At 48.5% G+C, this 24,727-nt stretch carries 17 protein-coding genes and 1 pseudogene; 6 read left to right on the top strand and 12 right to left on the bottom strand.

From position 1 onward, the window contains the following. Nucleotides 1-56 precede the first annotated feature (56 nt). The gene (locus JCM12259_RS13820) at nt 57-1,244 is read left to right on the top strand and encodes an acyloxyacyl hydrolase (protein WP_036888535.1); all 1,188 of its coding nucleotides are present in this window, start codon (nt 57-59) and stop codon (nt 1,242-1,244) included. Nucleotides 1,245-1,487: 243 nt separating this feature from the next. Continuing rightward, nucleotides 1,488-2,357 (top strand): PfkB family carbohydrate kinase, encoded by an 870-nt coding sequence (locus tag JCM12259_RS04480; RefSeq protein ID WP_025065568.1) that lies wholly within the window; start codon nt 1,488-1,490, stop codon nt 2,355-2,357. Between the two features lie 24 nt (nt 2,358-2,381). Here the strand turns inward: JCM12259_RS04480 and JCM12259_RS13825 are convergent, their stop codons facing one another. Then, on the bottom strand, nt 2,382-3,161 hold the full coding sequence (locus tag JCM12259_RS13825; protein ID WP_234396545.1) for an ABC transporter ATP-binding protein: 780 nt from the start codon (nt 3,159-3,161) through the stop codon (nt 2,382-2,384). Between the two features lie 624 nt (nt 3,162-3,785). On the opposite strand from JCM12259_RS13825, the gene JCM12259_RS16700 reads away from it, so the two are divergent. The 3 genes from JCM12259_RS16700 (at nt 3,786) to JCM12259_RS04505 (ending at nt 6,233) form a co-directional block, all read left to right on the top strand. Further along, nucleotides 3,786-3,956 (top strand): hypothetical protein, encoded by a 171-nt coding sequence (locus tag JCM12259_RS16700; protein WP_156409636.1) that lies wholly within the window; start codon nt 3,786-3,788, stop codon nt 3,954-3,956. Nucleotides 3,957-4,127: 171 nt separating this feature from the next. After that, nucleotides 4,128-4,529: a hypothetical protein gene (locus tag JCM12259_RS04500; protein ID WP_025065570.1), complete on the top strand. Its 402-nt coding sequence runs from the start codon at nt 4,128-4,130 to the stop codon at nt 4,527-4,529. 93 nt (nt 4,530-4,622) lie between these two features. Further along, nucleotides 4,623-6,233, top strand: a complete 1,611-nt coding sequence (locus JCM12259_RS04505) for a pseudouridine synthase (RefSeq protein ID WP_025065571.1) — start codon at nt 4,623-4,625, stop codon at nt 6,231-6,233. A 43-nt stretch (nt 6,234-6,276) separates the two neighbouring features. Here the strand turns inward: JCM12259_RS04505 and JCM12259_RS04510 are convergent, their stop codons facing one another. The 3 genes from JCM12259_RS04510 to upp all read right to left on the bottom strand — a co-directional run bounded on the left by JCM12259_RS04510 (nt 6,277) and on the right by upp (nt 9,906). Continuing rightward, nucleotides 6,277-6,771: a pyridoxamine 5'-phosphate oxidase family protein gene (locus tag JCM12259_RS04510; RefSeq protein ID WP_025065572.1), complete on the bottom strand. Its 495-nt coding sequence runs from the start codon at nt 6,769-6,771 to the stop codon at nt 6,277-6,279. An 8-nt stretch (nt 6,772-6,779) separates the two neighbouring features. Continuing rightward, on the bottom strand, nt 6,780-8,441 hold the full coding sequence (locus JCM12259_RS04515) for a putative transporter (RefSeq protein WP_025065573.1): 1,662 nt from the start codon (nt 8,439-8,441) through the stop codon (nt 6,780-6,782). An 805-nt stretch (nt 8,442-9,246) separates the two neighbouring features. Next, nucleotides 9,247-9,906, bottom strand: a complete 660-nt coding sequence (gene upp, locus JCM12259_RS04520; RefSeq protein WP_025065574.1) for a uracil phosphoribosyltransferase — start codon at nt 9,904-9,906, stop codon at nt 9,247-9,249. A 293-nt stretch (nt 9,907-10,199) separates the two neighbouring features. Here upp and pckA point away from each other — a divergent pair. Beyond that, nucleotides 10,200-11,811 (top strand): annotated as a pseudogene (gene pckA / locus JCM12259_RS13830) (phosphoenolpyruvate carboxykinase (ATP)). 240 nt (nt 11,812-12,051) lie between these two features. On the opposite strand, the gene JCM12259_RS17170 reads toward pckA, so the two are convergent. The 8 genes from JCM12259_RS17170 to JCM12259_RS04560 form a co-directional block, all read right to left on the bottom strand. Further along, a complete protein-coding gene (locus JCM12259_RS17170; protein WP_234396546.1) occupies nt 12,052-12,387 on the bottom strand; it encodes a TlpA family protein disulfide reductase in 336 nt (111 codons plus the stop codon). After that, complete coding sequence (locus JCM12259_RS13835; RefSeq protein WP_234396547.1) at nt 12,375-14,096, bottom strand: redoxin domain-containing protein; 1,722 nt, start codon at nt 14,094-14,096, stop codon at nt 12,375-12,377. Before JCM12259_RS13835 ends, JCM12259_RS17170 begins: the two co-directional genes overlap by 13 nt. A gap of 52 nt (nt 14,097-14,148) precedes the next feature. Then, nucleotides 14,149-15,255 (bottom strand): TlpA disulfide reductase family protein, encoded by a 1,107-nt coding sequence (locus JCM12259_RS04535; RefSeq protein WP_025065575.1) that lies wholly within the window; start codon nt 15,253-15,255, stop codon nt 14,149-14,151. Then, nucleotides 15,256-16,950 carry a PKD-like family lipoprotein gene (locus JCM12259_RS04540; protein ID WP_025065576.1) on the bottom strand — a complete coding sequence of 565 codons (1,695 nt, stop codon included), beginning with the start codon at nt 16,948-16,950 and terminating at the stop codon, nt 15,256-15,258. Nucleotides 16,951-17,148: 198 nt separating this feature from the next. Beyond that, nucleotides 17,149-18,423: a DUF4843 domain-containing protein gene (locus tag JCM12259_RS04545; protein ID WP_309546401.1), complete on the bottom strand. Its 1,275-nt coding sequence runs from the start codon at nt 18,421-18,423 to the stop codon at nt 17,149-17,151. A gap of 12 nt (nt 18,424-18,435) precedes the next feature. Further along, nucleotides 18,436-19,902: a RagB/SusD family nutrient uptake outer membrane protein gene (locus JCM12259_RS04550; protein WP_025065578.1), complete on the bottom strand. Its 1,467-nt coding sequence runs from the start codon at nt 19,900-19,902 to the stop codon at nt 18,436-18,438. Between the two features lie 8 nt (nt 19,903-19,910). Next, entirely contained in the window at nt 19,911-23,108 is a 3,198-nt protein-coding gene (locus JCM12259_RS13840) for a SusC/RagA family TonB-linked outer membrane protein (RefSeq protein WP_234396548.1), read from the bottom strand. 254 nt (nt 23,109-23,362) lie between these two features. Beyond that, nucleotides 23,363-24,343, bottom strand: coding sequence for a hypothetical protein (locus tag JCM12259_RS04560; RefSeq protein ID WP_025065579.1), 981 nt, complete (start codon nt 24,341-24,343; stop codon nt 23,363-23,365). Nucleotides 24,344-24,727: the final 384 nt, after the last annotated feature.

Consider the following 24,727-nt stretch of genomic DNA (forward strand, 5'->3'; position numbering starts at 1 on the left):
CGACTTGCAGAGGTGGGGGGATTTGGTTAACTTTGCCATTCGAAAGAGAATGAAAGATGAATAAACATATTTTGATGGTTGTTTGGGGGATGCTGGCGACGGGCACTGCGGCAGCACAGGGGGAGGACTCGCTGGCACAGGAGGCGCCGCTGATCTATCGCATCGAGGCAGATGTGGTGCCTTCGAAGATCTTGCATACCAATCAGTATCTGCGCGGGGAGAATGCCGAGGGGCGGACGATGAACCATGCGTTTACGGCGCGACTGAAATATGCGTTCCAGTTGCCGCAGGGCAGTGTGCGGGCGGCGGTGTATAAGGGGGCGTATCAGGGTGTCGGGGTGGCGTATCATGACTTCAACCGGCAGTTGGGCAATCCTGTTTCGGCGTTTATCTTTCAGGGTGCACGCATCGTGGGGATGGCGCCGCGGGTGTCGCTGAACTATGAATGGAACTTGGGGTTGACGTTTGGGTGGCACCCGTTTGACTTGAACGACAATCCGGAGAACAAGGTGATTGGGTCGAAGGTGACGGCTTATATCGATGCCGACTTGTATGTGGGTTGGCAATTGAGTGACTGTTGGGATGTGAATGCGGGTGTGTCGATTGTGCATTTTTCGAATGGTAATACGGCGATTCCTAATGCCGGGTTGAACGTGTTGGGCGGTAGGGTGAGCGTGGCTTACTATGTCAACCGGCGCCGGGATCGGGCTTGGCGTGTGCGGTCGATTGCGCCGTTTCGGCGTCGGATCGGTTATGATTTGGTGTTGTATGGGGCTTGGCGCAAGCATGGCATTTATTTAGACGGCAATCCGGTGGCGCTGCCGGGCAGTTATGGGGTGTTTGGGTTTACGTTTAATCCGCTTTACCATGTCAATCCGTGGTTTAATGCGGGTGTGTCGGTCGACGGCGTGTATGACCGCAGTGCCAATCTCTATTATGATGACGACTATATTGTGGGGGTGGGCGATGAGGATGATGAGTGGTCGCGTGTGCGTCGGCCTTCGGTTGCGAAGCAGATGGCTTTGGGGTTGTCGGGACGCGCCGAGTTTGTGATGCCCTTTTTCACGATCAATCTCGGCTACGGGCATTATGTGCTCAATGCGCGCGGCGGGTTTAGGGGTTGGTATCAGATGTTGGCATTGAAGGTGGGCGTAACGAAGCACCTGTTTGCGAATATCGGTTACAGTCTGCACGACTTTAAACATCCCAATCATCTCATGCTTGGCTTGGGTGTGCGCTGGTGAGGTGGGGGGCTGCGGTTGCTTCGCCGATGGGAAGAGGCCGGTGGAAAATGGCGAAAAAGCGGATAAAAAGACCCGATAATGGAGCAACAAAAAGAGGATGCAGGTACGTTGGATTGGGTTTTAATGCGTATCTTTGCAAACTCTTAGGTTTGATTCAGTTTTGTGGTTTGCTTGGTTTGTCGGTCGTGTCTCTCGATCGGAATACGCGGGCCCGAAGTTGGCAAACGGATTAACGCTCTATCAATGACAGATATTTGCTGCATCGGACACATCACACACGACACGATTATCACGCCGCAGAACCGGGTGGACATGGCTGGCGGCACGGCATTTTACTTTGCTCATGCTATTCGGAGACTGCCGCCCGCGGTGTCGTTCCGACTGGTCACGAAGGTGGGGCACGACGGGTTGGCCGAGGTGGAACGCCTGCGCGCATCGGGAGTGGACGTGATGTGTCACGGCAGCGCGCACACCGTCTATTTTGAGAATACGTATGGGGCCGATGCCAACCACCGCAGTCAGCGCGTGTTGGCTAAGGCCGATCCTTTTACGGTCGACGAATTGCAAGGCGTCGAGTCACGGATCTTCCACTTGGGTTCGCTTCTCGACGATGATTTCTCACCCGAGTTGGTAAGCGATCTGGCATCGCGCAGCCGCATCTCGATCGATGTGCAGGGCTTTCTGCGTGGCGTTCGCGATAGGGAGGTGTATCCCACGGCGTGGCGGACGAAAGCAGACGTGCTTCCGCAGACTGACATTCTCAAACTCAATGAGCATGAGATGATGATCGTTTCGGAGTCGGACGACCCGCACGAGGTGGCCCGTCAGTTGGCAGACAGCGGTGTGCGCGAAGTGGTCATCACGTTGGGGAGTTATGGTTCGCTCATCTATGCCGAAGGCAGATTCTATGAGATTCCGGCCTATCAACCCACGGCCGTAGTCGATGCGACGGGCTGCGGCGATACATATAGTGCGGGTTATCTGTATTGCCGGTCACAAGGCGTGGGCTATGAAGCCGCCGGGAAGTTTGCCGCCGCTATGTGTACGCTTAAACTCGAGCATAATGGCCCCTTTGATCGGACGATCGAGGAGGTTCAGAAAATTGTCAAATGATGTGCAGGGAGAGATGAGTGTTGTCTAACACGATGTCTGTTCGCGCAATATAACGGTTGATGACGCCCTGCGAAGCCAATGCGCGGGGCGTGCCGACGGATAAGCTCGCTCGGCATCGAGCATCCAAAGTTCGTCGGAGAGTTGCAAGGCCAACTCTAAGTCGTGTGTGGAAAGAAGAATAGTCTTGTCTTGTTCTCGGGCCAACCGACGCAGCAACTGCATAACGTCCACCTTGCTTGGGAAATCGAGAAAGGCAGTCGGCTCATCGAGTAAGATGATCGGCGTCTGTTGAGCCAGTGCCTTGGCGATCATCACCTTCTGACGTTCGCCGTCGCTGAGGGTTTGGATCATCCTGCCGGCGAGTGCCTGAATCCCCACCAGTTGCAGCGCTTCGTCCACGATCCGATGGTCTGCCTCGTTGAGACTGCCCCAGAATCCCGTATAAGGCGAGCGCCCCAGCCCCACTAATTCGGTCGCAGTGATGTTCTGTACATCAGGCTTTCCCGTCAGCACAACACTGATTCGCCGTGCCAATTCTTTCTTGGTCAGTCTGCCGATCTCATCGAAAGCCCTTGCTTCACGATCATCTTCCCGCTGTCGGGCGATGCGAATCTCGCCCGACAAAGCCGTTTGGAATCCCGCCAATGTGCGCAGAAGCGTCGACTTCCCCACGCCGTTTGCCCCGAGCATACACGTGAGTCGGCCGCTTTCGACCGTTGCATTGACATCCGTCAACACCGCTTTCGCTTGCTTGCCACACATGGGGTACCCCACAGTCAAATCCTTTAACCTAATCGTTTCCATACGTGCAAAATTACGATAAATCTTTTGGCACTTTCAGGAAAATGTCATATATTTGCATGACTAACGTAATAACTAATAGCAAATGATGAATACCAGTAGTCGTGATAAAATCTTATCGTCGTATATGCCAAGCTTATGCTTTTGCTCGGCGCCATCAGTCCTGCCACAGAAAGACATGAGCAGCTGTTTTATCTATGTACATTTCTGATCTTAGCAATCTTCTTTACGTGTGTGATCGGCCTGATAATGGCATTCAGGAAAGGGTGTCGCTGCCTCTTAGACATGGTTTGGGGCACTCCTCGCGACTGTTTGGATGATATATTGATAGCGATTGCCGGAATCTTTGTTTGTTATTCCATGGATTATTCCAAGCAATCTATCTTTTGGTGGATCGTACTGATGATTAATGTATTACAGCTACGAGTCTTTTATAAAAAGAGGAAAGAATAAGCGGATTTAATCGTATTTCGTAGCCTCTTTATTTATTAAATATAGTCAGGCCGTACCTCGTTATAACGGGTACGGCCTGTTATTGTATTGTAAAAGTCATAGCCCAACGGTAGTGAAATATATTTGGCACTTTCAATATTTAAGCATACATTTGCACCATTAACGCGATGACAAATGATATATCTCAATCAATTCCACAAAGAAAGCACCGAAAGGATGTTTCAAGAGATGGAAGAATGGCACAAATCTCCGACCTCCTCAGAAGAAGCTGCCAAGCAAATGATGCGCAATTTAAGGCAGGCTCAGCAAATGGAGGCGGCTTATATGAAGAGCAAGCAGTCGTAGAGAGATTTGTTTACAACTCCTGATCTCTTGCTCAATTATTCTTAAGCAAGTTCTTTCATACACTCACTCTCTCATTCATTCCACTCCATATAACAGATTCATAACTCACTTTCTCCGCCTCCCCAATGGGTTGTGGGAGAGGCTCGAACGAATAATTAATTCACAAACGATATGCTTCAACGCGATTATATCATGCGACTCATCCAGGAATTCATGGTTGCCATTCAGAAATTCTTGGAAAAGGCAGAGGGCGAAGACCAAGATTTGGCCCTGCGCGATTTATACAGACAGTATGTGGGCGACTATGAAACGCTGCGTAATCTTTCCGTGGACGAGGCCTTGCACTATGCCGGCGAGCACTGGAAAGACGACGAACAAACGGAGCGTTTAGGGATGTTGGCCGAACTGTATTATGTCGAAGGCTCCGGCAAACAGGCGCCGCTGCGCGACATGTTGCTCGAAAAAGCTTTCCGGTTATTCGACTATCTCAGTACACATGATAAAACTTTCAACCTCGACCGACAGCAAAAGATGGTGCATATCCAACAGATGTTGCATGCGAAAAGCCGTTAATCATCGTGCAACTAACAGTTTTTCGCACGCCAACTAAGCGTTCATCGCACGCCAATTAACCGTTAGTTGCATGGTGTTGATTATCAATATGTTATGTTGTTTCATCCTTTACATACTGCGCTTCCGCGTCCGCAGCAGTTCAACAATCCTTTTTTCTATGATCCGCACCCGCTTTGTCGCCTCGCCGTCGAGCAACTCCGGTTGCAGATCGAGGCCTTGACAGCGTGGCGCGAAGAGGTGGCGCGGGGCAAGATGTTCGGCGTGTTGGTGGTCGAAAAAGCGTCGGGCGAACTCGGATTTCTTGCTGCTTACTCGGGACAAATCGGCGAACGGGCCGACTGGGAGGGCTTTGTGCCGGCCGTGTTCGATTATTTGCAGCCTGCGGGTTATTTCAAAACCGAGGAAGAGAAGATCTCGCGCATCAATCGGGAGATTGCCGATCTGATGTCGTCTGAACAACGGCGCGAGGCTGTGGAACATTTGGCATTGATGAAAGCTGCGGCCGAACGCGAAATAGAAGCCTATCGACAGCAGATGAGAGAGGCTAAACGCAAACGTGATGAACGGCGTGAACAGTCTGTGGAGGATGCCGATGAGGAGGCTCGGATACGCGAAAGTCAGTTTATGAAAGCCGAACTGCGGCGGTTGAAGAAGCGTCTGGCGGCACGCGTTGCGGCATTGGCGGCAACGGTGCAGACGTTCGACGACGAGATCGAGCGGCGCAAGGCGGAGCGTAAACGGCGCTCAGATGCCTTGCAGCATTGGCTTTTCCGACAGTTTCGTATGCGTAATGCGCGGGGCGAAGAGCGCGATTTGTTGCACATCTTTGCTGCTACGGCGCAGCGTGTTCCACCCTCGGGAGCCGGCGAATGTTGTGCGCCGAAACTGTTGCAATATGCTTTTCTGCATGATCTTCGGCCTCTTGCGATGGCCGAATTTTGGTGGGGTGCATCGCCGAAGACCGAGCTTCGTCGGCATCTTCACTATTACCCGGCGTGTCGGGGCAAGTGTAAACCCATCTTAGAGTTTATGCTTCGAGGAATGGATGTAGCCAAGAATCCATTGGATTCACTTGAAAAAAAGACATTGGAGATTGTTTATGAAGACGCGTTTTTGGCCGTCGTGAACAAGCCCGAGGGGATGTTGAGCGTGCCGGGAAAAAGTTGTCGCGAGTCGGTCGACAGCGTGTTGCGCACCCGTTGGCCCGAAGTCGACGGACCGATCATGGTGCATCGGCTCGATATGGCTACCAGCGGACTGCTCGTTGCGGCTAAAACAACTGCGGTCTATCGGCTGTTGCAGGCGCAGTTTGCCCGTCGCGAGGTGAGCAAACGCTATGTGGCGCTGCTCGTTTCAAGGCCGAATGCAGCTCCGCGAGGCACGATTTCGCTGCCCATACGCCCCGATCCGCTCGACCGGCCGCGCCAAATCGTAGATTGGGAACACGGCAAAACGGCCGTCACCGACTATCAGATCGACGGCGAATCGGGTGCATTCACGCGCGTGACACTATGGCCTCGCACGGGGCGTACCCATCAGTTGCGCGTGCATTGCGCACATATCGACGGACTGAATGCCCCGATTGTGGGCGACACGCTGTATGGTTTGTCGGCCGACCGACTCTATCTGCATGCCGCCGAAATTGCATTCACGCATCCGGTTACGGGCAAACGGCTGGCGTTTACGCGTGAACCGGAATTCTGAAAAAGGTAAATTGCAATGCGATTACCATGCAAGACCAGCTGATTCAGTCTGCCGCAGGCACATATTTACGCTTACCCGAAAACTCCGTAAAGTCTACTCGGATAATCTCCACACGATGAAAGGACTTGTGTGCATACTTATCGCCAAGCTCTTTGTCATCGGGCGACAACTTATCTATCAGCAAATGAAGAGCTCGCATCTTCTCTTCATCGCTCAGACCGACGTATGCCCGACCTCTGAACAGCACACTCTCATATTCTGTCGTGAACTTATTGGGCAGCAGATGAACACGACCCACGATGACAAACGACACCTCTGCGTGCTTTGCAATAGCGCGAAGCTTAAAGCCTTCGGGGGCACAATGAATGTAGATAGAATCTTTGCCGTCCCACACGTGATTGACGGGAATACCGTAAGGCATACCATTTTCGTCGATCATCGACAGCACGCCATATTCCGAATCACGCAAAAGCTCGAGGGCACGAGTCTCATCCATCAGTCGATCTCGCCGCCGAACGGTATCGTTTACATATTTCATAGCAGTCTTTAAGTAAAAAACATGATAAGCATTTGGGCAATAATCACGCGAACAAACATCCCCAACGGATAGACCGAAGCATAGCTCACGGCGGGCGTCTCGCCTTTGATCGTGTCGTTGGCATAGGTCAGTGCCATCGGGTTAGCCATCGAACCGCACAGGATTCCGCAGATAGATCCGAAGTCGAGTCGGCCCATCCGCAAAACGATCAGGCCCACGAGGATCACGGGAACAAACGTAATCACAAAACCGATACCCACCCAAAGCAAGCCTTCGGGGCGCACAATGGTTTCGAAGAATTGGCTACCGGCATCCAAACCCAGGCACGCCAAATAAATCGAAAGCCCCAACTTGCGCAGCATCAGCGATGCAGAACGCGTGGTGTAAGAAATGAAATGCGTGCGCGGACCAAGTGATCCGACCAAGATTCCGACCACGATCGGACCGCCGGCAATGCCCAATCGCACGGGTGCCGACATTCCGGGAATATTCAACGGGATAGCTCCCACAATGAGACCGATCAACACGCCGAAGAAGATCGCACCCAGATTAGGCTCGTTGAGTTGCTGAATGGCATTGCCAAGGAATTTCGCAGCGTGCTCCACATCATCGTGTTCGCCCACCACAGTGACGCGATCGCCGTATTGCAAACGCAAATCATTCGTGGCCAGTAATGTGATGTCGCCTCGCATCACACGGCTCACATTCACGCCGTAAGTGCTGCGCAGTTGCAGCTTTCCGAGTTGTTTGCCATTCAGCTCGGTGCGCGAGATCACGATAACTTTCGATTCCACGGCTTTATCTATGCGATTCCAATCCACTTTCTCGGCGTTCCAGTCTTTCTCAACTTGCTTTCCGAAGAGTAGCGTTATGGCCTCTACTTCGTCGTCTGTGATCACCATCATCACGTTATCGCCCGTATGTAGTTGGGTGGTCGACAGTGGAACAATCACCTGTTTGCCGCGCCAGATGCGCGAAATGATAAACTTGAAATGGGTCATTGCCGACACCTGAGCCAAGGTTTTGCCGTTGAGCGCCGGATTGATCACCACGAATTGGCCCACATAGGTGTGATCTTCTTCGGCCTCGCAGTGCACTTTCAGATCATCGGGACGCACAAACCACTTGCGCAGAATCACCATGGCGAAAATCACACCGACCACACCGAGCGGATAGGTCACAGCACATCCCAGCGCAGCTCCGCCCGTGGGGAGACCCGATTGCAGCAAAGCCTGCTGAGCAGCACCTAATGCCGGCGTGTTAGTTGTGGCTCCGCAGAGCAGCCCGATCATGTCGGTCATCGGGATGCTCGTCGCTTGACAGAGTATCAAAGCCGTCAAAGTGCCCAACACGACAACAGCCAAACTCCAAAGATTCAGTGCGATTCCCTCGTGACGAAGCGATCCGAAGAAGTTGGGGCCCACCGAAAGTCCCAACGTATAAACAAAAAGCGAAAGTCCGAACGTCTCCACATAATCAAGCGTCTGTGCATCGACGCCCAATCCGAGATGCCCGGCGACGATACCGATAAAAAACACAAAGGCGCTACCCAATGATATCCCGAAGAATCGCAGTTTGCCCAACGCAAGTCCGAGTGCGCAGATCAGCGAAATCACCACAACGGTCTGCGTGGATGAATGCACGGTAAATAAGCTGCTCAACCAGTCCATTTGTCTGCCGTCTATAATTGTTTAACGACTGCAAAAGTAGTGCAAATCGGAGAGAAAACAAAGCAAACACCGATTTATTACGAATGTCGGGCCGTCACCAGCGGCACAACCGCACCCTAATCGTTTCCCCCATTTTTGAAGCAATCCTTGCCCGCTCCTCCCAGCAAACCGCCCTCCACACCTCTTCAAACTTCCTCCTCCCTGCATTAACCAGCTCCCCATCCACCAAGCTCCCACCTCGCCCATTTATTAAGCAGTCTTCGTCCACACATTGCCCCATCCACTCATTCACTCACCTTTGTCCATCCATCTACTCACCACTTCATCTCCATTTACTCTCTGACTAATTCCCATCTACTCACCACCTCATCTCCATTTACTCCCTAACTGCGATTGCATTCCTCCCTATCTAATTAAATTATCATCATGATGAAAAATATGTATCATCACGATGAAACTAAAATATCATCACGATGAAACGAAATTATCATCACGATGATAATTCAATTAGATAGGGATCTCTTCAATAGTTTCTATATAGCAAATGAATCGTATCTGCGTTAGGAAGCGAATGGTGGTTATAGGATAAAGGGACAGAGGCTGTATTGCAAACGGGCAAAGGCTATATCGCAGGGGAATTGAGATGGCATGGCAGGCGGGTGGCACCAGTTTGTTGCCGGCGAATGAGCCAGCAACAGGGAGCAATAAAGAAAGGTTGCAGCGGCCAAACCGTTACTGCAACCTTTCACATGATCAAGTTTGTAATTCTGTCTTTTTCCTTAGTGGCATGACGGGCAATCTCTTGTCAGAGCTTGTCGCCGTAGCACAAGTCGCCGGCGTCACCAAAGCCCGGAACGATGTATTTGTGTTCGTTCATGCCGGGATCTATCGCTGCACACCAAATTGTGGTTTGATCTTCCGGGAACACGCGCTTGATGTGGTCTATTCCCTCGGGATTGGCTATCACGCAGGCCACATGGATGCGTCGGGGAGTTCCCTTGGTGAGGAATGCTTTATAGCCCAGTTCCATCGAACCTCCCGTTGCCAACATGGGGTCGGCTATGATGAGGGTTTTGGCGTCGATACTCGGTGTTGCCAGGTATTCCACATGCACGCCCACGTTGTGATGTTCGGCATCGGTGTATTCGCGATAAGCAGATACAAAGGCATTGCCGGCATGGTCGAAGATGTTGAGGAAGCCGTTGTGGAACGGCAGGCCGGCACGGAATATTGTTGCCAGCACAATCTTGTCTATGGGCACATTCACACGGGAAATGCCCAGGGGAGTGGCTATATCCTTGGCCTCATAAGTCAGGGTTTTGGATATCTCATAGGCTTCCATCTCGCCGATGCGTTGGATATTGTTGCGAAAAAGCAGTCGGTTTTTCTGATAATCGACATCGCGCATCTCCGCCAAGTACTGATTAATAATGGAATTGGTGTCGCTGAAATTAATGACTTGCATGGTCTTGTCGTGCGGTTTTATGTGATTCTGTTGTACTCTCTATGACGGTGAGTTTGAGAGAGCTATCCGATAATTGAATGCAAAAGTAGGAAAAATCTCTTTTCTTTGCAAAGTCTAAATTGCAAATATATTCGAGGTCTCTTGCTTTTTTAATTCTTTAACCTAAAAACGCTTGATGAGTTGTATTTTTGTCAACTGATGCTTGGCGAGAAAACACAATTTTGCTACCTTTGCTGCCAATTCAGGTAAAACTGATGGAAAGGTTATAATTCACACTTAAATACATTTACAAAATGGCAAAGTTTGATAAGTCAGTACTGGAAAAGTACGGAATCACAGGAACAACAGAGGTTCTTTACAACCCCTCTTATGAAGTGTTGTTCAATGAAGAGACCAAGGCCGGCTTGAAGGCTATGAAGTTGGTCAGGAGACAGAGCTTGGTGCGATCAATGTTAAGACCGGAATCTACACCGGAAGATCGCCTAAGGATAAGTTTATCGTTGATGATGAGAACTCACACGACACTGTTTGGTGGACATCCGACGAATATAAGAACGACAATCACCGTGCAAGCAAAGAGACTTGGAATGCCGTGAAGGATATCGCTAAGAAAGAATTGTCTAACAAGCGGTTGTTTGTTGTAGACGGTTTCTGCGGTACGCACAAAGACACGCGCATGAAGATCCGCTTCATTATGGAGGTGGCTTGGCAGGCACATTTCGTGACCAACATGTTTATCCGTCCCAAGAGCGAGGCTGATTTTGATCAAGAGCCCGACTTCGTTGTATACAACGCGTCGAAAGCTAAGGTGGAGAACTATAAGGAATTGGGCCTGAACTCTGAGACTGCCGTTGTCTTCAACGTAACGAGCAAAGAGCAAGTGATCATCAACACATGGTATGGCGGTGAAATGAAAAAGGGTATGTTCTCGATGATGAACTACTTCTTACCGCTCAAAGGCGTTGCTGCCATGCACTGTTCTGCTAATACCGACAAGAACGGAGAAAATACAGCGATCTTCTTCGGATTATCGGGAACAGGTAAAACGACTCTTTCTACCGACCGAAACGTCTCTTGATCGGTGACGACGAGCACGGATGGGATGACAAAGGTGTGTTTAACTTCGAGGGTGGTTGCTATGCAAAGGTGATCAACTTGGATAAAGAGGCAGAACCGGATATCTATGGTGCTATCACGCGCGATGCTCTTTTGGAGAACGTGACGGTTGACAAAGACGGCAAGATCGACTTTGCTGACAAGAGCGTAACAGAGAACACTCGCGTGTCTTATCCCATTTACCACATTAAGAACATACAGCGCCCCGAGTCACAAGGTCCCGCTGCTAAGCAGGTGATCTTCCTTTCGGCCGACGCTTTCGGCGTACTGCCTCCTGTTTCTATTCTGAACGCAGAACAGACGAAGTATTACTTCCTCTCTGGTTTCACTGCTAAGTTGGCTGGAACAGAGCGTGGCATCACCGAACCGACTCCTACTTTCTCGGCTTGTTTCGGTCAGGCATTCCTTGAATTGCACCCGACGAAATATGCACACGAACTTGTTCGTCACATGGAGAAGAGTGGCGCAAAGGCTTACTTGGTAAATACCGGTTGGAACGGAACGGGCAAGCGTATTTCCATTCGTGACACCCGCGGTATCATCGATGCTATTCTCGATCACTCGATCGATAAGGCTCCGACGAAGACTATCCCTTACTTCAACTTCGTTGTGCCCACAAATCTCAACGGTGTAGATCCGAAGATCCTTGATCCTCGCGACACTTACGCAGATGCTTCGCAGTGGGAAACCAAAGCAAAGGATCTTGCAGAGCGCTTTATCAAGAACTTCAAGAAATACGAAGGAAATGCAGATGGCAAGGCACTCGTGTCTGCCGGTCCGCAACTTTAATTCCCATTTGTAATATTGGGATTATCTACAATGGCTCGTCCGCATTACTGCGGACGAGCCTTTATTATTTTATCACATCAATACGCGCGGTAACCCGAAACGGATCTATTTGAACGAAAGATTACGGAGAACAATAAGGGCGAACTTGCTGTTTACGATTTCGCCAGGCATTTACTGTATGCTGTAAATGTCTGGCGAAATAATTGTGCACAGAATGGGAATCTGCTTAACTATGTAGTATTACTTCTTGGGCGTTTCTTGCTGATAATACAGGTCGCCTGAAAGAATCTGCCGTACACGGGTGAGTAGTTCGTCGCCTTGCAATGTTAGCGAGATAGCCTTACCCTCTGGGTCGATCAATACGTTCATGGGAATCTCACGCACACCAAAGAGCTTGGCCGATGGCGAAGATGTGCCTTGGATGTCGCGGGCTTGAATCCAGTCGGGGCTGTTGATGCCAAATGTTTTGAGGGCCTTGCGCCAGGCAGCTTCATCTTTATCGAGCGAAACGCTTACCAAGGTGAGCTTTGTTTTGGCATGGCATGACTCGGTATACAGCTGTTTCAGTTTGGGCAACTCGCGGCGGCAATCAGGGCACCACGAAGCCAGAAGGTAAGTAGAACATATTGGCCCTGGTAGTTGCTAAGCAGTTTTTTTGTTCCATCGGCCAACGGGAGCGTGATGTCGGGAACATCATTGCCTTGCATCAGATTGAGTGAGCGAACACTGTTGTCGAGGGCTCGCGTATAAGGGCTTGACAGTATCTGCGGCGCAACTGTGGCTACAAGCTGTCGACCATACTCTTTATTGAAGAGTGGCAGCATATCGCGCTGCATGAGTAGTGGCATAAGGGGTGAGGTGTTGTGATCGAGCAGGAATTGCAGGCGATTGGTTGTCAGTGCGATATTGGCTTGGGCACGGAAACGCTTCTCGGCTGCTTTCCCATCTTCCGTGGTCAGAAAGCGCTCGCCTCGGCTGCGGCGCAAAGCCGAAAGTGAGTCGGCAACCGACTGATCGCATTGCCGAGCCAATGCCTGGTATTGTGCATAAAGATCTTTATCGGGGATATCGGTCAATTCCTCGGGCAAAATTGGTATTGTGTTTTGTGTGGCTGAGGCCGATTCGTCGGGTTTCAGTTCGCCATTCTTTATCTTTTTAACCATGTTGAGCAACTGCTCGCCTCGCAAGTCGAAGGCCACAATGTTGCCCTTGGGACTGATGAGAACCGTACGCGGAACAGCCTCTACATTGTAGAGTTTAGCAGCCGGCGAGCTCCAACCTTTGAGTACAGAAGCGTGCAGCCAGTTAGCGTGCGAAAGGTTGTTGCGCGCAATACAGTTGGTCCATTCCTGCTTTTTGCTGTCAATAGAATAGCTTAAGACAGCGAACGGAACAGATCCTTCTAATTCTTGCAGCGCCTGCTTGATAACGGGAAATTCGCGGCGGCAAGGGGCACACCACGATGCCCAGAAATCTATCAACACGTATTTGCCCCGTAAGTCGGCCAAAGTAATGGTTTTCCCGCTGGGAGTTTCACCCTCAATGTCGGGCGCAGGTTTGCCTACCTCTAAACTGGCTGCTCGCAACAAGTTGGTAAGCTCCCAATACATAGGATGCTGGCGCAACGTAGGTGGCACGGCATTGAGGTATTGCTCTTCGAGAACCTTGGGGGTGAAAAACCTAAACAGATCGTATTTGATGATGTAAAGTGCTACCGGCGAGTCGAGATGTTGGCATACGAAGCGCATAGCGGCCGTTCGATAGGAAAGGCTGTTTACGTAGTAGGTGGCGCGTTGGTAGGGATAAAAGGCTTTATCATTGTTGCGCACTTCGTCAGGTAGATCGGCCAGCGTTTTATCCATTCGCTCTTTTGCCGTTTGCGAATTGGCTTCATTGAGCGCTTGGTAAGCAAAGAGAACTTCGTTTGCGGGCGTGCCCTTTACTCTTGCACCAACGGGAAAGCGGGCGTCGAAAGGTAACACTGTAATGTTTCCCGGCTCGAGAAATAGCTGGATGGTTCCATTATCAAATCCCGAAATACGATAGGGAGTAACCTGCTTGGGGGCTGTTCCTTTCAGAGTGAATTGTTTGTTGGTGACCACGGCCGAATCGACAACAAGTTCTTGCCCATTAACTTCGTGGCTGAGATAAATCTTCTTGACGGTTTGCGGGGTATAGCGCAGGGAGTCAATGCACATGGTTCCGGTAATGACAAACTGTCCTTCCTGCTGTGCTATCGCACTGCTCACGAAAAATAGTAATGCGGATAATAATTTTTGTCTCATTTTAAAAGATTGGTTTATTTTCTTTGGATTGAAAAGCGCAGTAGCGCTCATCTTAGTTGTTTTTATCGAACAATGCGGCCACAAAAGCCTTTAAACTTTCACCATGCAGCCCCGTGGCCATGATGTTATTGTCGGCATCGAGTACGAAAATGGCCGGAATGGCCGTAACGTTGTAGAGTTTTGCAACGGGATCGTTCCAGGCTTTGAGTGACGAAGTTTGTGTCCAACTAAGCCCGTCTTTTTGCACAGCTGCCACCCAACGCTCGCGATTGTCATCAAGCGACACGTTGACAATTTCCAGTCCACGTCGGTGGAACTCGGCATAGAGCTGCTTTAATATGGGGTTGTTGAGTCGGCAAGGGCCACACCATGACGCCCAGAAATCGACAATCTTTACTCGCCCTTTCATCTTACTAAGCGTAAACGATGTCCCTTCGAGGGTGGGGAGTGTAAAGTCGGGTGCCGGACTTCCCTTACTAACCTTAGAGAGGCGGGCAATGCGTTGTTGTAAGATGACTCCACTTCTACTTTGTTTTGCTCGCTCGCCGAGCTGTGCATACAATTGCCTGCATATATTTAAAGGAGAGTCTTGAGTCTCTATCTGTTGTAGTTGTAGATGGGCCGAAAGGATATTGTCGTTATCAGCCATAAAGGTTGTGCGACGCGTTTCGAGTTCGTTTTGCAGCACTTTAATGCTGTCGTTTAGTTTGCTTGCGCTGCCATACCGTAGCGCTTTGCGAAGACTATCGCATCGCTGTTGCAGGTTAGCGACGGCAAGTATCAATTTGCGCTGACCTTGTTCGAATGCTATCTGCCGATTTTGCAATACGCCTCCCGTGATGGGGTAGAGCTCGCCATCTCGCAACGTTGCCTGATAGTTGCCTCCCGGTTCTAAGAAGAAAGAGAAGCCTCCTTGATAACCATCTATTGACAGACGAGCAGCGAGTGGTTCGCTCACGTCTATTTCCTGGATGGAAAAGCCTTTATTTGTGAACGCCACGGTGCGAAGCGTGTCCCATCGGCTTTCCGAGCTGCGAACAATGAGATGGATCTTGCCTGAAGCAAGCCCCTCTACCTGTCCTTTGATGAGACTTTTCTGTTGAGCCTGCACTACATTGGTAACGAGCAAGAGCGATGTTGCTACGAAAAGTGCTTTCATTTAATGATTTGTTGGAAGTTGGTAAGAATATTCGCGCACAAACTGAACATCGAGAATATTGCCCAGCTTGGCTCCATCCGAGTCGGTGTCGTAGAACGTTGCTGCCCAGCTTTCGTCTATATCCGATGCTGTGTTGAGCTTGATTTCGGCAACGGCACCCTGATCGCCTTTGTTCATTCCGATAGAGAGATAGCGCCCCAAATCGGCAGAATAAAGAAATGTATCGGCCGACCGAAACTTCATGCACGAGATATTGTAGCCGTTGGGGGCGGTGTAAAGCACGGTTTTGTCACCATTATTTATATTATATCTCACCACATCAGCCCCATCGGCATAAAACACATAATTCGTGCTGAACCACGTGTTGTACATGATAGTTGGTTGTACCGAGGGTGAGAAATCTTCCAGCAGTTTGCCCTTAATGGTATAGGCTGGTGCATCACTGCTTTCGCCATCGCCTTTATCGTCGGCCGAAGCTGTAGAGGTAAGGTGATAGAGGTAATACTTTTGGCTTGTGGCATCGTAGAAGATAAAATACGGATCGGCCTTTTCGTAATTTTCTCGATATTGAATAAATCCATACAAAGCCTTTTTACCCACAGGCGAGAGCTCGTTTTTCAGCCCCGAGAAGTCCACATGGGCATCAAGTACCGGATTGTTGAGTTGTGCATCGTAAGCTTGCCGCTCAGCCCAAATGCCATAACCATCGTCTTTGTTAACATGCAAGAATCGGTTGTTACGCGCATCCCACATCAGAAACTCTGACGAAGTGATCGTTGCAGCCGTAATGTTATAGCTGGCAACCGAACCCTCTGTGGCAGGGAACTTAAAAGAGGGAATGGCTCGGGCTGTGATAAAACGTCCGTCTTTGCCCGTAATGAAATAGAAGTCTGACTGGTTAGAGGGGTCTCCTACCATACCGAATTTATCCGGAATAAAAGCGCCTTGCTCACTCCATGGAATGATAAAGTCTTTATACGACGTAAGCCGCGATTCCATGCCAAATGGGTTGTAAGTCTTGGTGGTACCGTTGTTAAGAAATACGATCAAGTTATGGTTCTGCACGAAATCTCTCCCCACTGCTACTAACCCGTATTGAAACATCAGTTTGCAAGCATCCGTAAATGGATTAGCCTCGTCTTTATAGATCAATTTATAGGCATCGCTACGCACATTGGTGGTGGCCCCCACGGTTTCGATATTCCCGAGGCGAACGCTGCCCGCCTTGCCGTGTAAGAAGAAGAGGCTATTTTTAAAGATGGGACGCGTAGCCACGATAAAGTTCTCGTAACGTGCGAGACCCGTGGTCTTGTCGTAGACCTGTAAGCGAATAGAAAAGTTAGTGGCTTTGCCCACGGGTAGATCTACGTCGAGATAGCCTTTGGTGGTGAGCGTGTCGTTCACCCGTTTTTTATCCTTTATATAGCTTTTGATCCACTTGAAGTCGAGTTGATCGGTGTTCTTCTGGAGCGACTGCCCCACCTTCACTTCTATTCGCTTGTGGGTATCGGCCTCGGTTAGCGGTTGTGTAAACTCGATCGTTTGTCCGTTGAGAGTTTCAACAGCGGCGGGCGAGAAGACAAGTGTATCGATGGAATTCATTCTATCGAAACTATAATCGTAGTTGCCCTTATCCTCGTAACAGGACGAAAGCACAACGATGCTTGCCATGAGAAATATTGTTCTTGTATTCATAGAAATGAGTTTTTATTCGATGAAATTTATATCAGAGATAAACTCTAAGTATCAATCCTCTTGGGCTTTAAGTATCAATCCTTTTGGACTTTAAGTATAAGTCCTCTTGGAGTTTAAGTATCAGTCCTCTTGGATTCTAAATATCGATCCTCGGCAATCTCCGGTGAGAATCCTCGATAATACTGAATGTTCATAAAATCAGGGTATTACTGGGAAACTAAATGAATAGCTACCGAGAGCTGCTTTGTCGCGGAAGAGTTGGTTGGCAGCCTTGATAGCAGCCTCGCCGCCAAGAGAGTCGTCCCAATGCACATAGCCCCATTCATTCATCACGGGGAAGAGCTGATTGAGCACAAAGTCGGCTCCTTTATGTTCCATCCATACCTTGATCATAAAGCGATACTTCTCGGGTGAATAGTTGCCATAATATTTCTCTATAAGCGCCTGGCCACCCTGCTCGTCAGCCCATGCTTGTGGCTTCACCAACTCGTAATCGGTGTCGGACAACATGGGGATGTAAAAGTTGCCTTTGTACGAATCGCCTTGCCGCCAACCATCTTGATAGTAGGTATTATACTTCAACATCATTTGATGTACAGCACGCAGGTTCATTGCTTTCATAGTTGCTTCATCGCCGCCTAACTGGGCGTATTCATTAGCTGTAGTAATATCGAAACTATTACACAGGCCAACGAAAGCCCCACTTTGATACGTGCCCAAGTAGGTGTCTTGTAACGTGGTCCAATACCAGGGTTTGGTATAGGTATTGTCATTGGTGAAAGGTATGTCGATAGTGATTGCGGTTTGTGGAGCAGCTTTTTGTTGGCACCGTAAACTATCAATGGCTTTCAGATTCCAACGTACGAACTGGTAATAATCGGGCGATGTGTAAAAGTCGTTACGCCCAGAAATCCTCACCATCAGAATCTGCTTTTCGGCCGACCATGGCCCGAGATATGAAAGTCCCATCATATCCCACTGACTGGGCTTAGTGTAGGTTTCTTTTACATGTATGGTAAAGGTTTGAAAATCTTTTATCCCTGCCCCGATCTGCGCCTGTTGATCTTCGTTATCGATATATACTTGGGCAATAAACGTAGAGTCTATAAGCGTAGGGCGCTGCGCCTTAACGCTCACATTTTTTGTAATTTCGCCCGGTGCGAACACAATCTCGGGGAAAACAACCTTGGCTTCTGCCACCCCCGATTGAGCCCTGGATTTGAGCACAACCTTTCGCGAATGATCAGAGGGATAACCCATCAGTTTCAGCTTCAACTGAACGGCAATCTCTTTGGGTTGCGTAAGAATCGAGTCGGCAAAGTTTACTGTGGCATTGAGCTCTTCCTTGTTGTTATAAGAAAAGTAAACACCGTCACCACCAGTATCATAAAGTTCTATGATTTCTTCTTTACAAGAAACAAACAGCATGCAGCCTAAGGCAGCCATTGCGATATAGTTAAACTTGTTCTTCATCTTCATGAGGTTTTAGGGATTGGTTTGCGATGCATTCTGTGCGTTTTGCGATGCAGTCCATCCGTATTCTTTCTCGGCATCGGGTAACGGGAATACGAATCGCTCTTTGGATAGAGTAATTTGCGAATCATAGGCAAGCGTTGTTATGCCATGGCGTTTTAGGAAGAACCAGTACTGTCCTTCAGCGTAGAACTCTTTTCTAAACTCTTTGCTTAATGCAGTAAGTCGGTCGGCATCGGTGCTGAACTTCTCGTTGAGCGACTTCGAATAGCCTCTCTTGTTACGAACAGTGTTGAGATATTTGGCTGCCTGTGTTAGGTCGGTCGACATCTCGCACATTATATAATACATCTCCGGAAGGCGAATCAAAGGTATGGCCTCTTTTGCATTGGTATTATACTTGCGCGAGAGCGCCATCTTGGTAGCCGAGTGCTCGTAGAAAGCCGAACTCTTTGTACGCATGTCTTCTCGTTTACTGCCTGAGACTTCGAAATAGCTGTCGAAGCGTTCCGAGCGAATAAAGTATTGGCTGGTATACTTATCGCCGTCGGCCCAATGAGCAGACAAAGCATCGGACATGTGATACATATTCAGTGCACAAAGGCTCTCAGCAAATAGTGCTGGATCGTCGAGATTGGTTGAGCTTAGTTCTAATCCGCAATGCGCAATTACATCTTTTGCACAAGCAATAGCGTTTGGTGCATCGTTGGCGAAACAATACACGCGAGCCATCATGGCATTTACAGCATGGTAGTTAAACCGGTAACGCCGATCACTATCCTCTAAGCGCAATGCTTTTTCGGTTGCAAGGAGTTCTTTTGCTGTCTTCAGATCGTTTAAGATATGGATTATGATGTCTTTTGCTGGCAGCAATGGGAGCTTTTCTTTATCTGCAACCGTTCTGTAAGGCAAACTCAAAGTATTGGGAGCGGTAGCATCTATGCCATACTTCCAAGGCCCCCAAGCCCGAAGTAAATCGAAGTGGCAATAGGCGCGTATGGCAAGTGCCTCGGCACGATATGTGTTGCGGATATTGGCATTGCGAATAACTTCGTCGCCTTTCTTGTCTAACCATTTCAGTAGGTTATTACAATTAGCAATAACATTATACAGCTTGATCCAAGCCTGAGCAATACGTTGCTTTGTACGGAATCCACCCGATGTTGTAGTTTCATAATTATAGATGGCCGCCCTGTCGTTAGCTCCATCGGGAATATAATCGTACTCCTGAGCCAATTGGTCGAGAAGGCCAAAGGTCATATTTCCACCATACGCACTCTGATTGGTCATCAAAAGATAGATACCCACGAGTGAACTCTCGAATCCTGATTCGGTAGAAAACAATTTCTCGGCCGTAAGGTCGGTTTTAGGACTGGTATCAAACCAATCCGAGCAGGCCGTTAGTCCTATTAGTGCAAACAAATATACACCGACAAGGCTGATGCGATAGAAAGAGGTATAGTAACTGAATTGTTTCATAATGCTAATTACTTAAAGATAAGGGAGAATGTAAGGGTGTACGAACGAGAAAAAGGGTAGCCCAATCCGCGTTCCATCTTCACGGTAGATAATCGTAAAAGATCGTTGGTAGTAAAGTTGAGTGAGAACACATCTATATTTAGCCGACTTAAGAACTTGTAGTCGGATTGTTTGAAGCGATAACCAAGATTGATGCTGGCCAACCTAAGTTCGTTGTCTTTCATAATAAATCGATCCGATGCCGGAGTTTGTGAGCCATTGAGATCAATCTTTTTATATTTCACAACATCGCCCGGCTTATGCCAGCGGTCTTGTGCAGCCCGGCGGTCAAGGTTGTAGGCGATATTACTGTTTTCTATCTTGTCCACCAAGGTTTGGTTGTACACAATGCCACCCCATTTGTAAATAAAACCAAGCGTACACGAGAAGTCGCGCCAGTTTATCGATGTGCTTATTGTTCCGTTTATTTTCGGTGTAGTGTCGCCGACAGGAACTTTATCAGCCGAGTTCCAAACAAATGTTTTCTGGCCATCTTTGGTTAAGAACACCTCTTTACCCGTCATGGGATCTATACCCAACGAGCGCACGGCATAATAAGTCGTGGTAGATTTGCCCTCTTGATAAACAGGCAATGGAGCCGAAGCCGACTTAAGTTGCTCTTCGTTCATCTTACGTAGATAATCTGAAATCTTCCGAATCTTATTGCGGTTATGGTTCATACCAACGGCTACTGTCCAGTAGAACTGTTTGCGTATGTTTTGCAAGGCTATCACGTTGACAGTTGCATCGAAACCGCGGTTCTGCAGCTCGCCGGCATTGATATATTGCGACTCGAAACCGGTAGAGGGAGCTAAGTCGTAATTGGTAAGTAGCTGGCGACTGATATTGTTATAATAGTTAAACGAAAGATTAATGCGATTCTTCCATATTCCGAAATCAACGCCAAAACTCATGTTATCGGTCTTGGTCCATTTGATATCAGGATTGTTGAGCCGCGACAACACTGCACCCAAGGTAGAGAACGAAGCATAAGGGCGCATCGTTTGACTAAAAGTATAATACTCTATTGCATCAGCCGGACTCGAGTTTTGTGCTCCCGTAACACCATAGGTAGCTCTGAAAACAAGGTTCGATACACGGCCGGCAAACCATTTCTCACGATAAGCATTCCAGCGTGCACCTACGCTCCAGAAAGGTGTCAAGCTGTGGTCGGCATAGCGCGAGGTAATCTCGCTGCTAATATTTGCATCTATCGAATACTTGTTATCGTAGCTATAAGACAATTGCGTGATAATGCCCATCGAACGTGAAATCGACTCAGAACCGCTAGGATGGGTCGTCATCTTGTTTCCAAAGATAAAGTCGTCCATATGCGGATCGGGATAACCAACAGCCGATAGATTAACATAATTACTCTTATCCTCAGTCAGCGTCCAATTGCCAAACACGCTAAAAAGATGTTTCTTCTGCGCCATGTTCCAGTTCACCCCTAGGTTACTCGACCATGACGTCATCTCTCCAGTATTTTTCGTATAACTACCACGCAAGGTTTTATCCAGTTCGGTTAAGAACGACGTATGATCAGCTGGCAAGAAATGTTCTGTCCGAGCCATTCCGCGCATATAAGAGAGACTCTCCGTGATGCGTAAATTCTTCAACAATCGATACTCTAAGTTAAGGTTTGCCGTAATATTGGTGTTGCTGGTAAGATCCTTTATTCCCACATTTGCATTATATAGAGGATTGGCAATGGGAACACTGCCTGAGCCTGTGTGATTGTCGAGTTGCCTGAGATATTCGCCATACTCGTTTGTGGGGCGATAATACGGATTAACCCGCGTATACTCCGAAAATGAGCCATAGGGTGAATTATGGCCACCACTTTCAGCAAGGTTCAGGCTAGCTCCTATCGTAAGAGATTCTTTACGATAGGTCATATTAAAGTTCAGGCTCTTCGTATTCTGTTCCGACCCTTTCATCACACCCGGATTAAATGCCGCATTAAGATCCAGACTATAGCGGAACGCCTCGGTTCCGCCCGCTGCCGACAGTGAGTGGCGATGTGCGACAGCCGTACGCAGTGGCTTACTAAGCCAATAGGTATCTACACCAGCCAGCACGTTACGTAACAACTGATTGTAGCGGTTCATGCTTTTCGCATTGGTGGGGTCGTATACGCCTGCATCCCACTCCATCTGCAATTTCTCTTTAGCATTCATTAGTTTGTAGTCGGTAAGATCGGGCGCTTGAATTGTGAGCCCGCCGTTGTAATTAACCGATAAGACACCATCGGGAGCCACCTTTGTTTCAATAACCACCACACCGTTCGACGCCCGCGAGCCATAGATGGCTGTGGCAGCAGCATCCTTCAAAATGGTTACATTCTCGATGCGTTCGGGATCAAGTTGTAGGATGCGACTCATCGACACGATGAAGCCATCGAGTACAAATAGCGGTGTGTTGGGTCTGCTTGACACGTTATCTAACAGCAAGTCCATACTGTTGAGCGAAGCCGTAGATCCCAAATTCTGATCGCCACGAATCAAAAACTCGGGCTGTGCATTGGGATCAGATCCGCGTGTATTGCTCTCTAGAACTTTAAAACTGGGATCGTAAAACTGCAAACTTTTTAGAATGTTGTTTGGGTTCAGTTTACGCAGTTCTTCGCCTTTTACTGATACATAGTTGCCAGTAAAACTCGATTTGCGTCGCTTACTGATACCTGTAACCACGACCTCGTCTACCATCTGTCCGTCTTCTTTGAGAGCGATTTTCATGTTCAGGTTATTGCGCGTAATTTGCAACGACTGTGGTTCGTAACCCATATACGACACTTTAATCGATGCTTTCTGCGGAACTTGCAGTGAGAATTTGCCATTTACATCGGTGATACTGCCCTGAATGCCACCTGTTTTTGTACCGTCGGTCACCATCACCGTAGCGCCCACCAGCACTTCGCGCGTTTTGGCATCTACCACCACTCCGCCGATGCGCAACATATCTTTGGTAGCCTCGGTCGTTCTCTCATAAGGTGAGATAACTACATGTCTACCCGCCTCGAAGCGTATTCGCACGTTTTGGTCACCAATAAGCTGACCCAACACTTTATCCAGCGCAATGTTTTTTACGTTGAGTGTCGTGGGGCGGTTGATACCTACGAGTGTCACTTCTTGAAGTTCGATCGTGGCCTGGGCTTGTTTTACCACTTTTTCTAGTACTGCGCCAAGCTGTTCGTTACTAACGTGCAACGTTATCGGCGTATTTTTCCAATCATCGAAGCTTGGTTTTGGGCTCGTGCACCTACGCCGGATAATAGGGCGAGACATAACGCACAAAGCCAATAAGGAAAGGCTTTTGTGTTACTTGTTTGTTTTCTCATAGATTGTCGAAATGTAATTGATAAATTTAGGTTTTAAAAAGGAATAGGGCAAGGCGCACCCTGGATACGCCCACAGATGCTCTATTGCAACAGTTTGTTGAGAATGTCGATACGTGTTTTGTCGATATTGTATTTAGCTTTATATTCGGCATAGAGCGGTAGCGCACGTTCTGTCTCTTTACCATTGCGAATAAAGTTTACCAACAACTGGTAGAGCGTGGCGTCTCTTAGTGTGCCGTCGTAATAAGCAGCCAGCTGTTTATACATCTCTTCCAACTGTTGCGGGATCGCATAGCTCTCACCTTTGGCTACAGCTTTTTTCTGATTTTCGTAAAAACAGTAACGCATTAAGAAGCTTACATACTCGGGGCAACTCAAAGCTCCCACGCCTTTGCGTAACTTTACACCGTTCATCAGTTGCCAATAGTCACCAATTCCTTGCTCAGTAATGGGCGTTTTACGCGTATCGGCGTACATCTGCGGATATTCCATATACGAAGTATAGGCCGCAGCTTCGGTCGCTGCAAGGATGTAATCGGCGGCTTCGGCCGACAGTTGTTTGCGATCTTTTTCCACCATAGTCTGCACTTTCGACAGCAGCGTGCGTGAGTCGGCGATGCGCTGTTGTGGCTTTACATCTACCACCACGCAAGCCAACAACTGACTCTTATATCGCATCTGCTGTCGCAACTCACCAATGTTGCGTAACAAACTATTGGCTGCCACAGCTTTCGCTGTACCACTAAAAACAACACTCGATAAACGCTTTTCGTCATACTTTACTACGGCATGCACACTATCGCCCGGCACGAGCAGCACGTTTACCTGTCCGTTGATAAGCATACACACCGGCGCTTTCGACTCGAATGTATACAGATGCTCGTCGCCGGGGTTAGTATGAAACTCAGCATTGAAGAACGGTGACTGTATGCAATCAAAATACACCATGTCGCGGCGATAGCCGTACACTTCGGCGCTTAATGTTGTTCTCGATTGAGCTTCGACAGTGAGAATACCACTCATCAAGAAGCCCAGTAATAGGCCACATTTTTTTGCAATCATAATCGGCATTTAAGGGTTGTCAAATATTACTTACAGATAATGTTAGGTTTATAGTATCTTTATAACGTTAGTGGTTTAGGCGAGGTTACTCTCTTTATTTGGCACCAAAGTTACGTCTTTTATCAGTCACCCCCTACTTTTTATTTGTTAAAAAACACCAATGAGGATGAGAAATTTCATGCAGAGCAAAAGATTACAACAGAATGACAGATTCCAATTTACTATACGTTCGGTGAATCTAATATAATTATGGTATAGCGATTAAGCATGAAACACACGCTCATCAAGCGTTAATCGCAGGCAAATTAACGGTTACTTGCGTTGCGTTTAACGGTAAATGGTGTGGCACATTATATTAAATTGAGCAGAAAGGAGAGGAAAATA

It is taken from the genome of Hoylesella enoeca JCM 12259, assembly GCF_000613405.1.
Lineage (GTDB): Bacteria > Bacteroidota > Bacteroidia > Bacteroidales > Bacteroidaceae > Prevotella > Prevotella enoeca.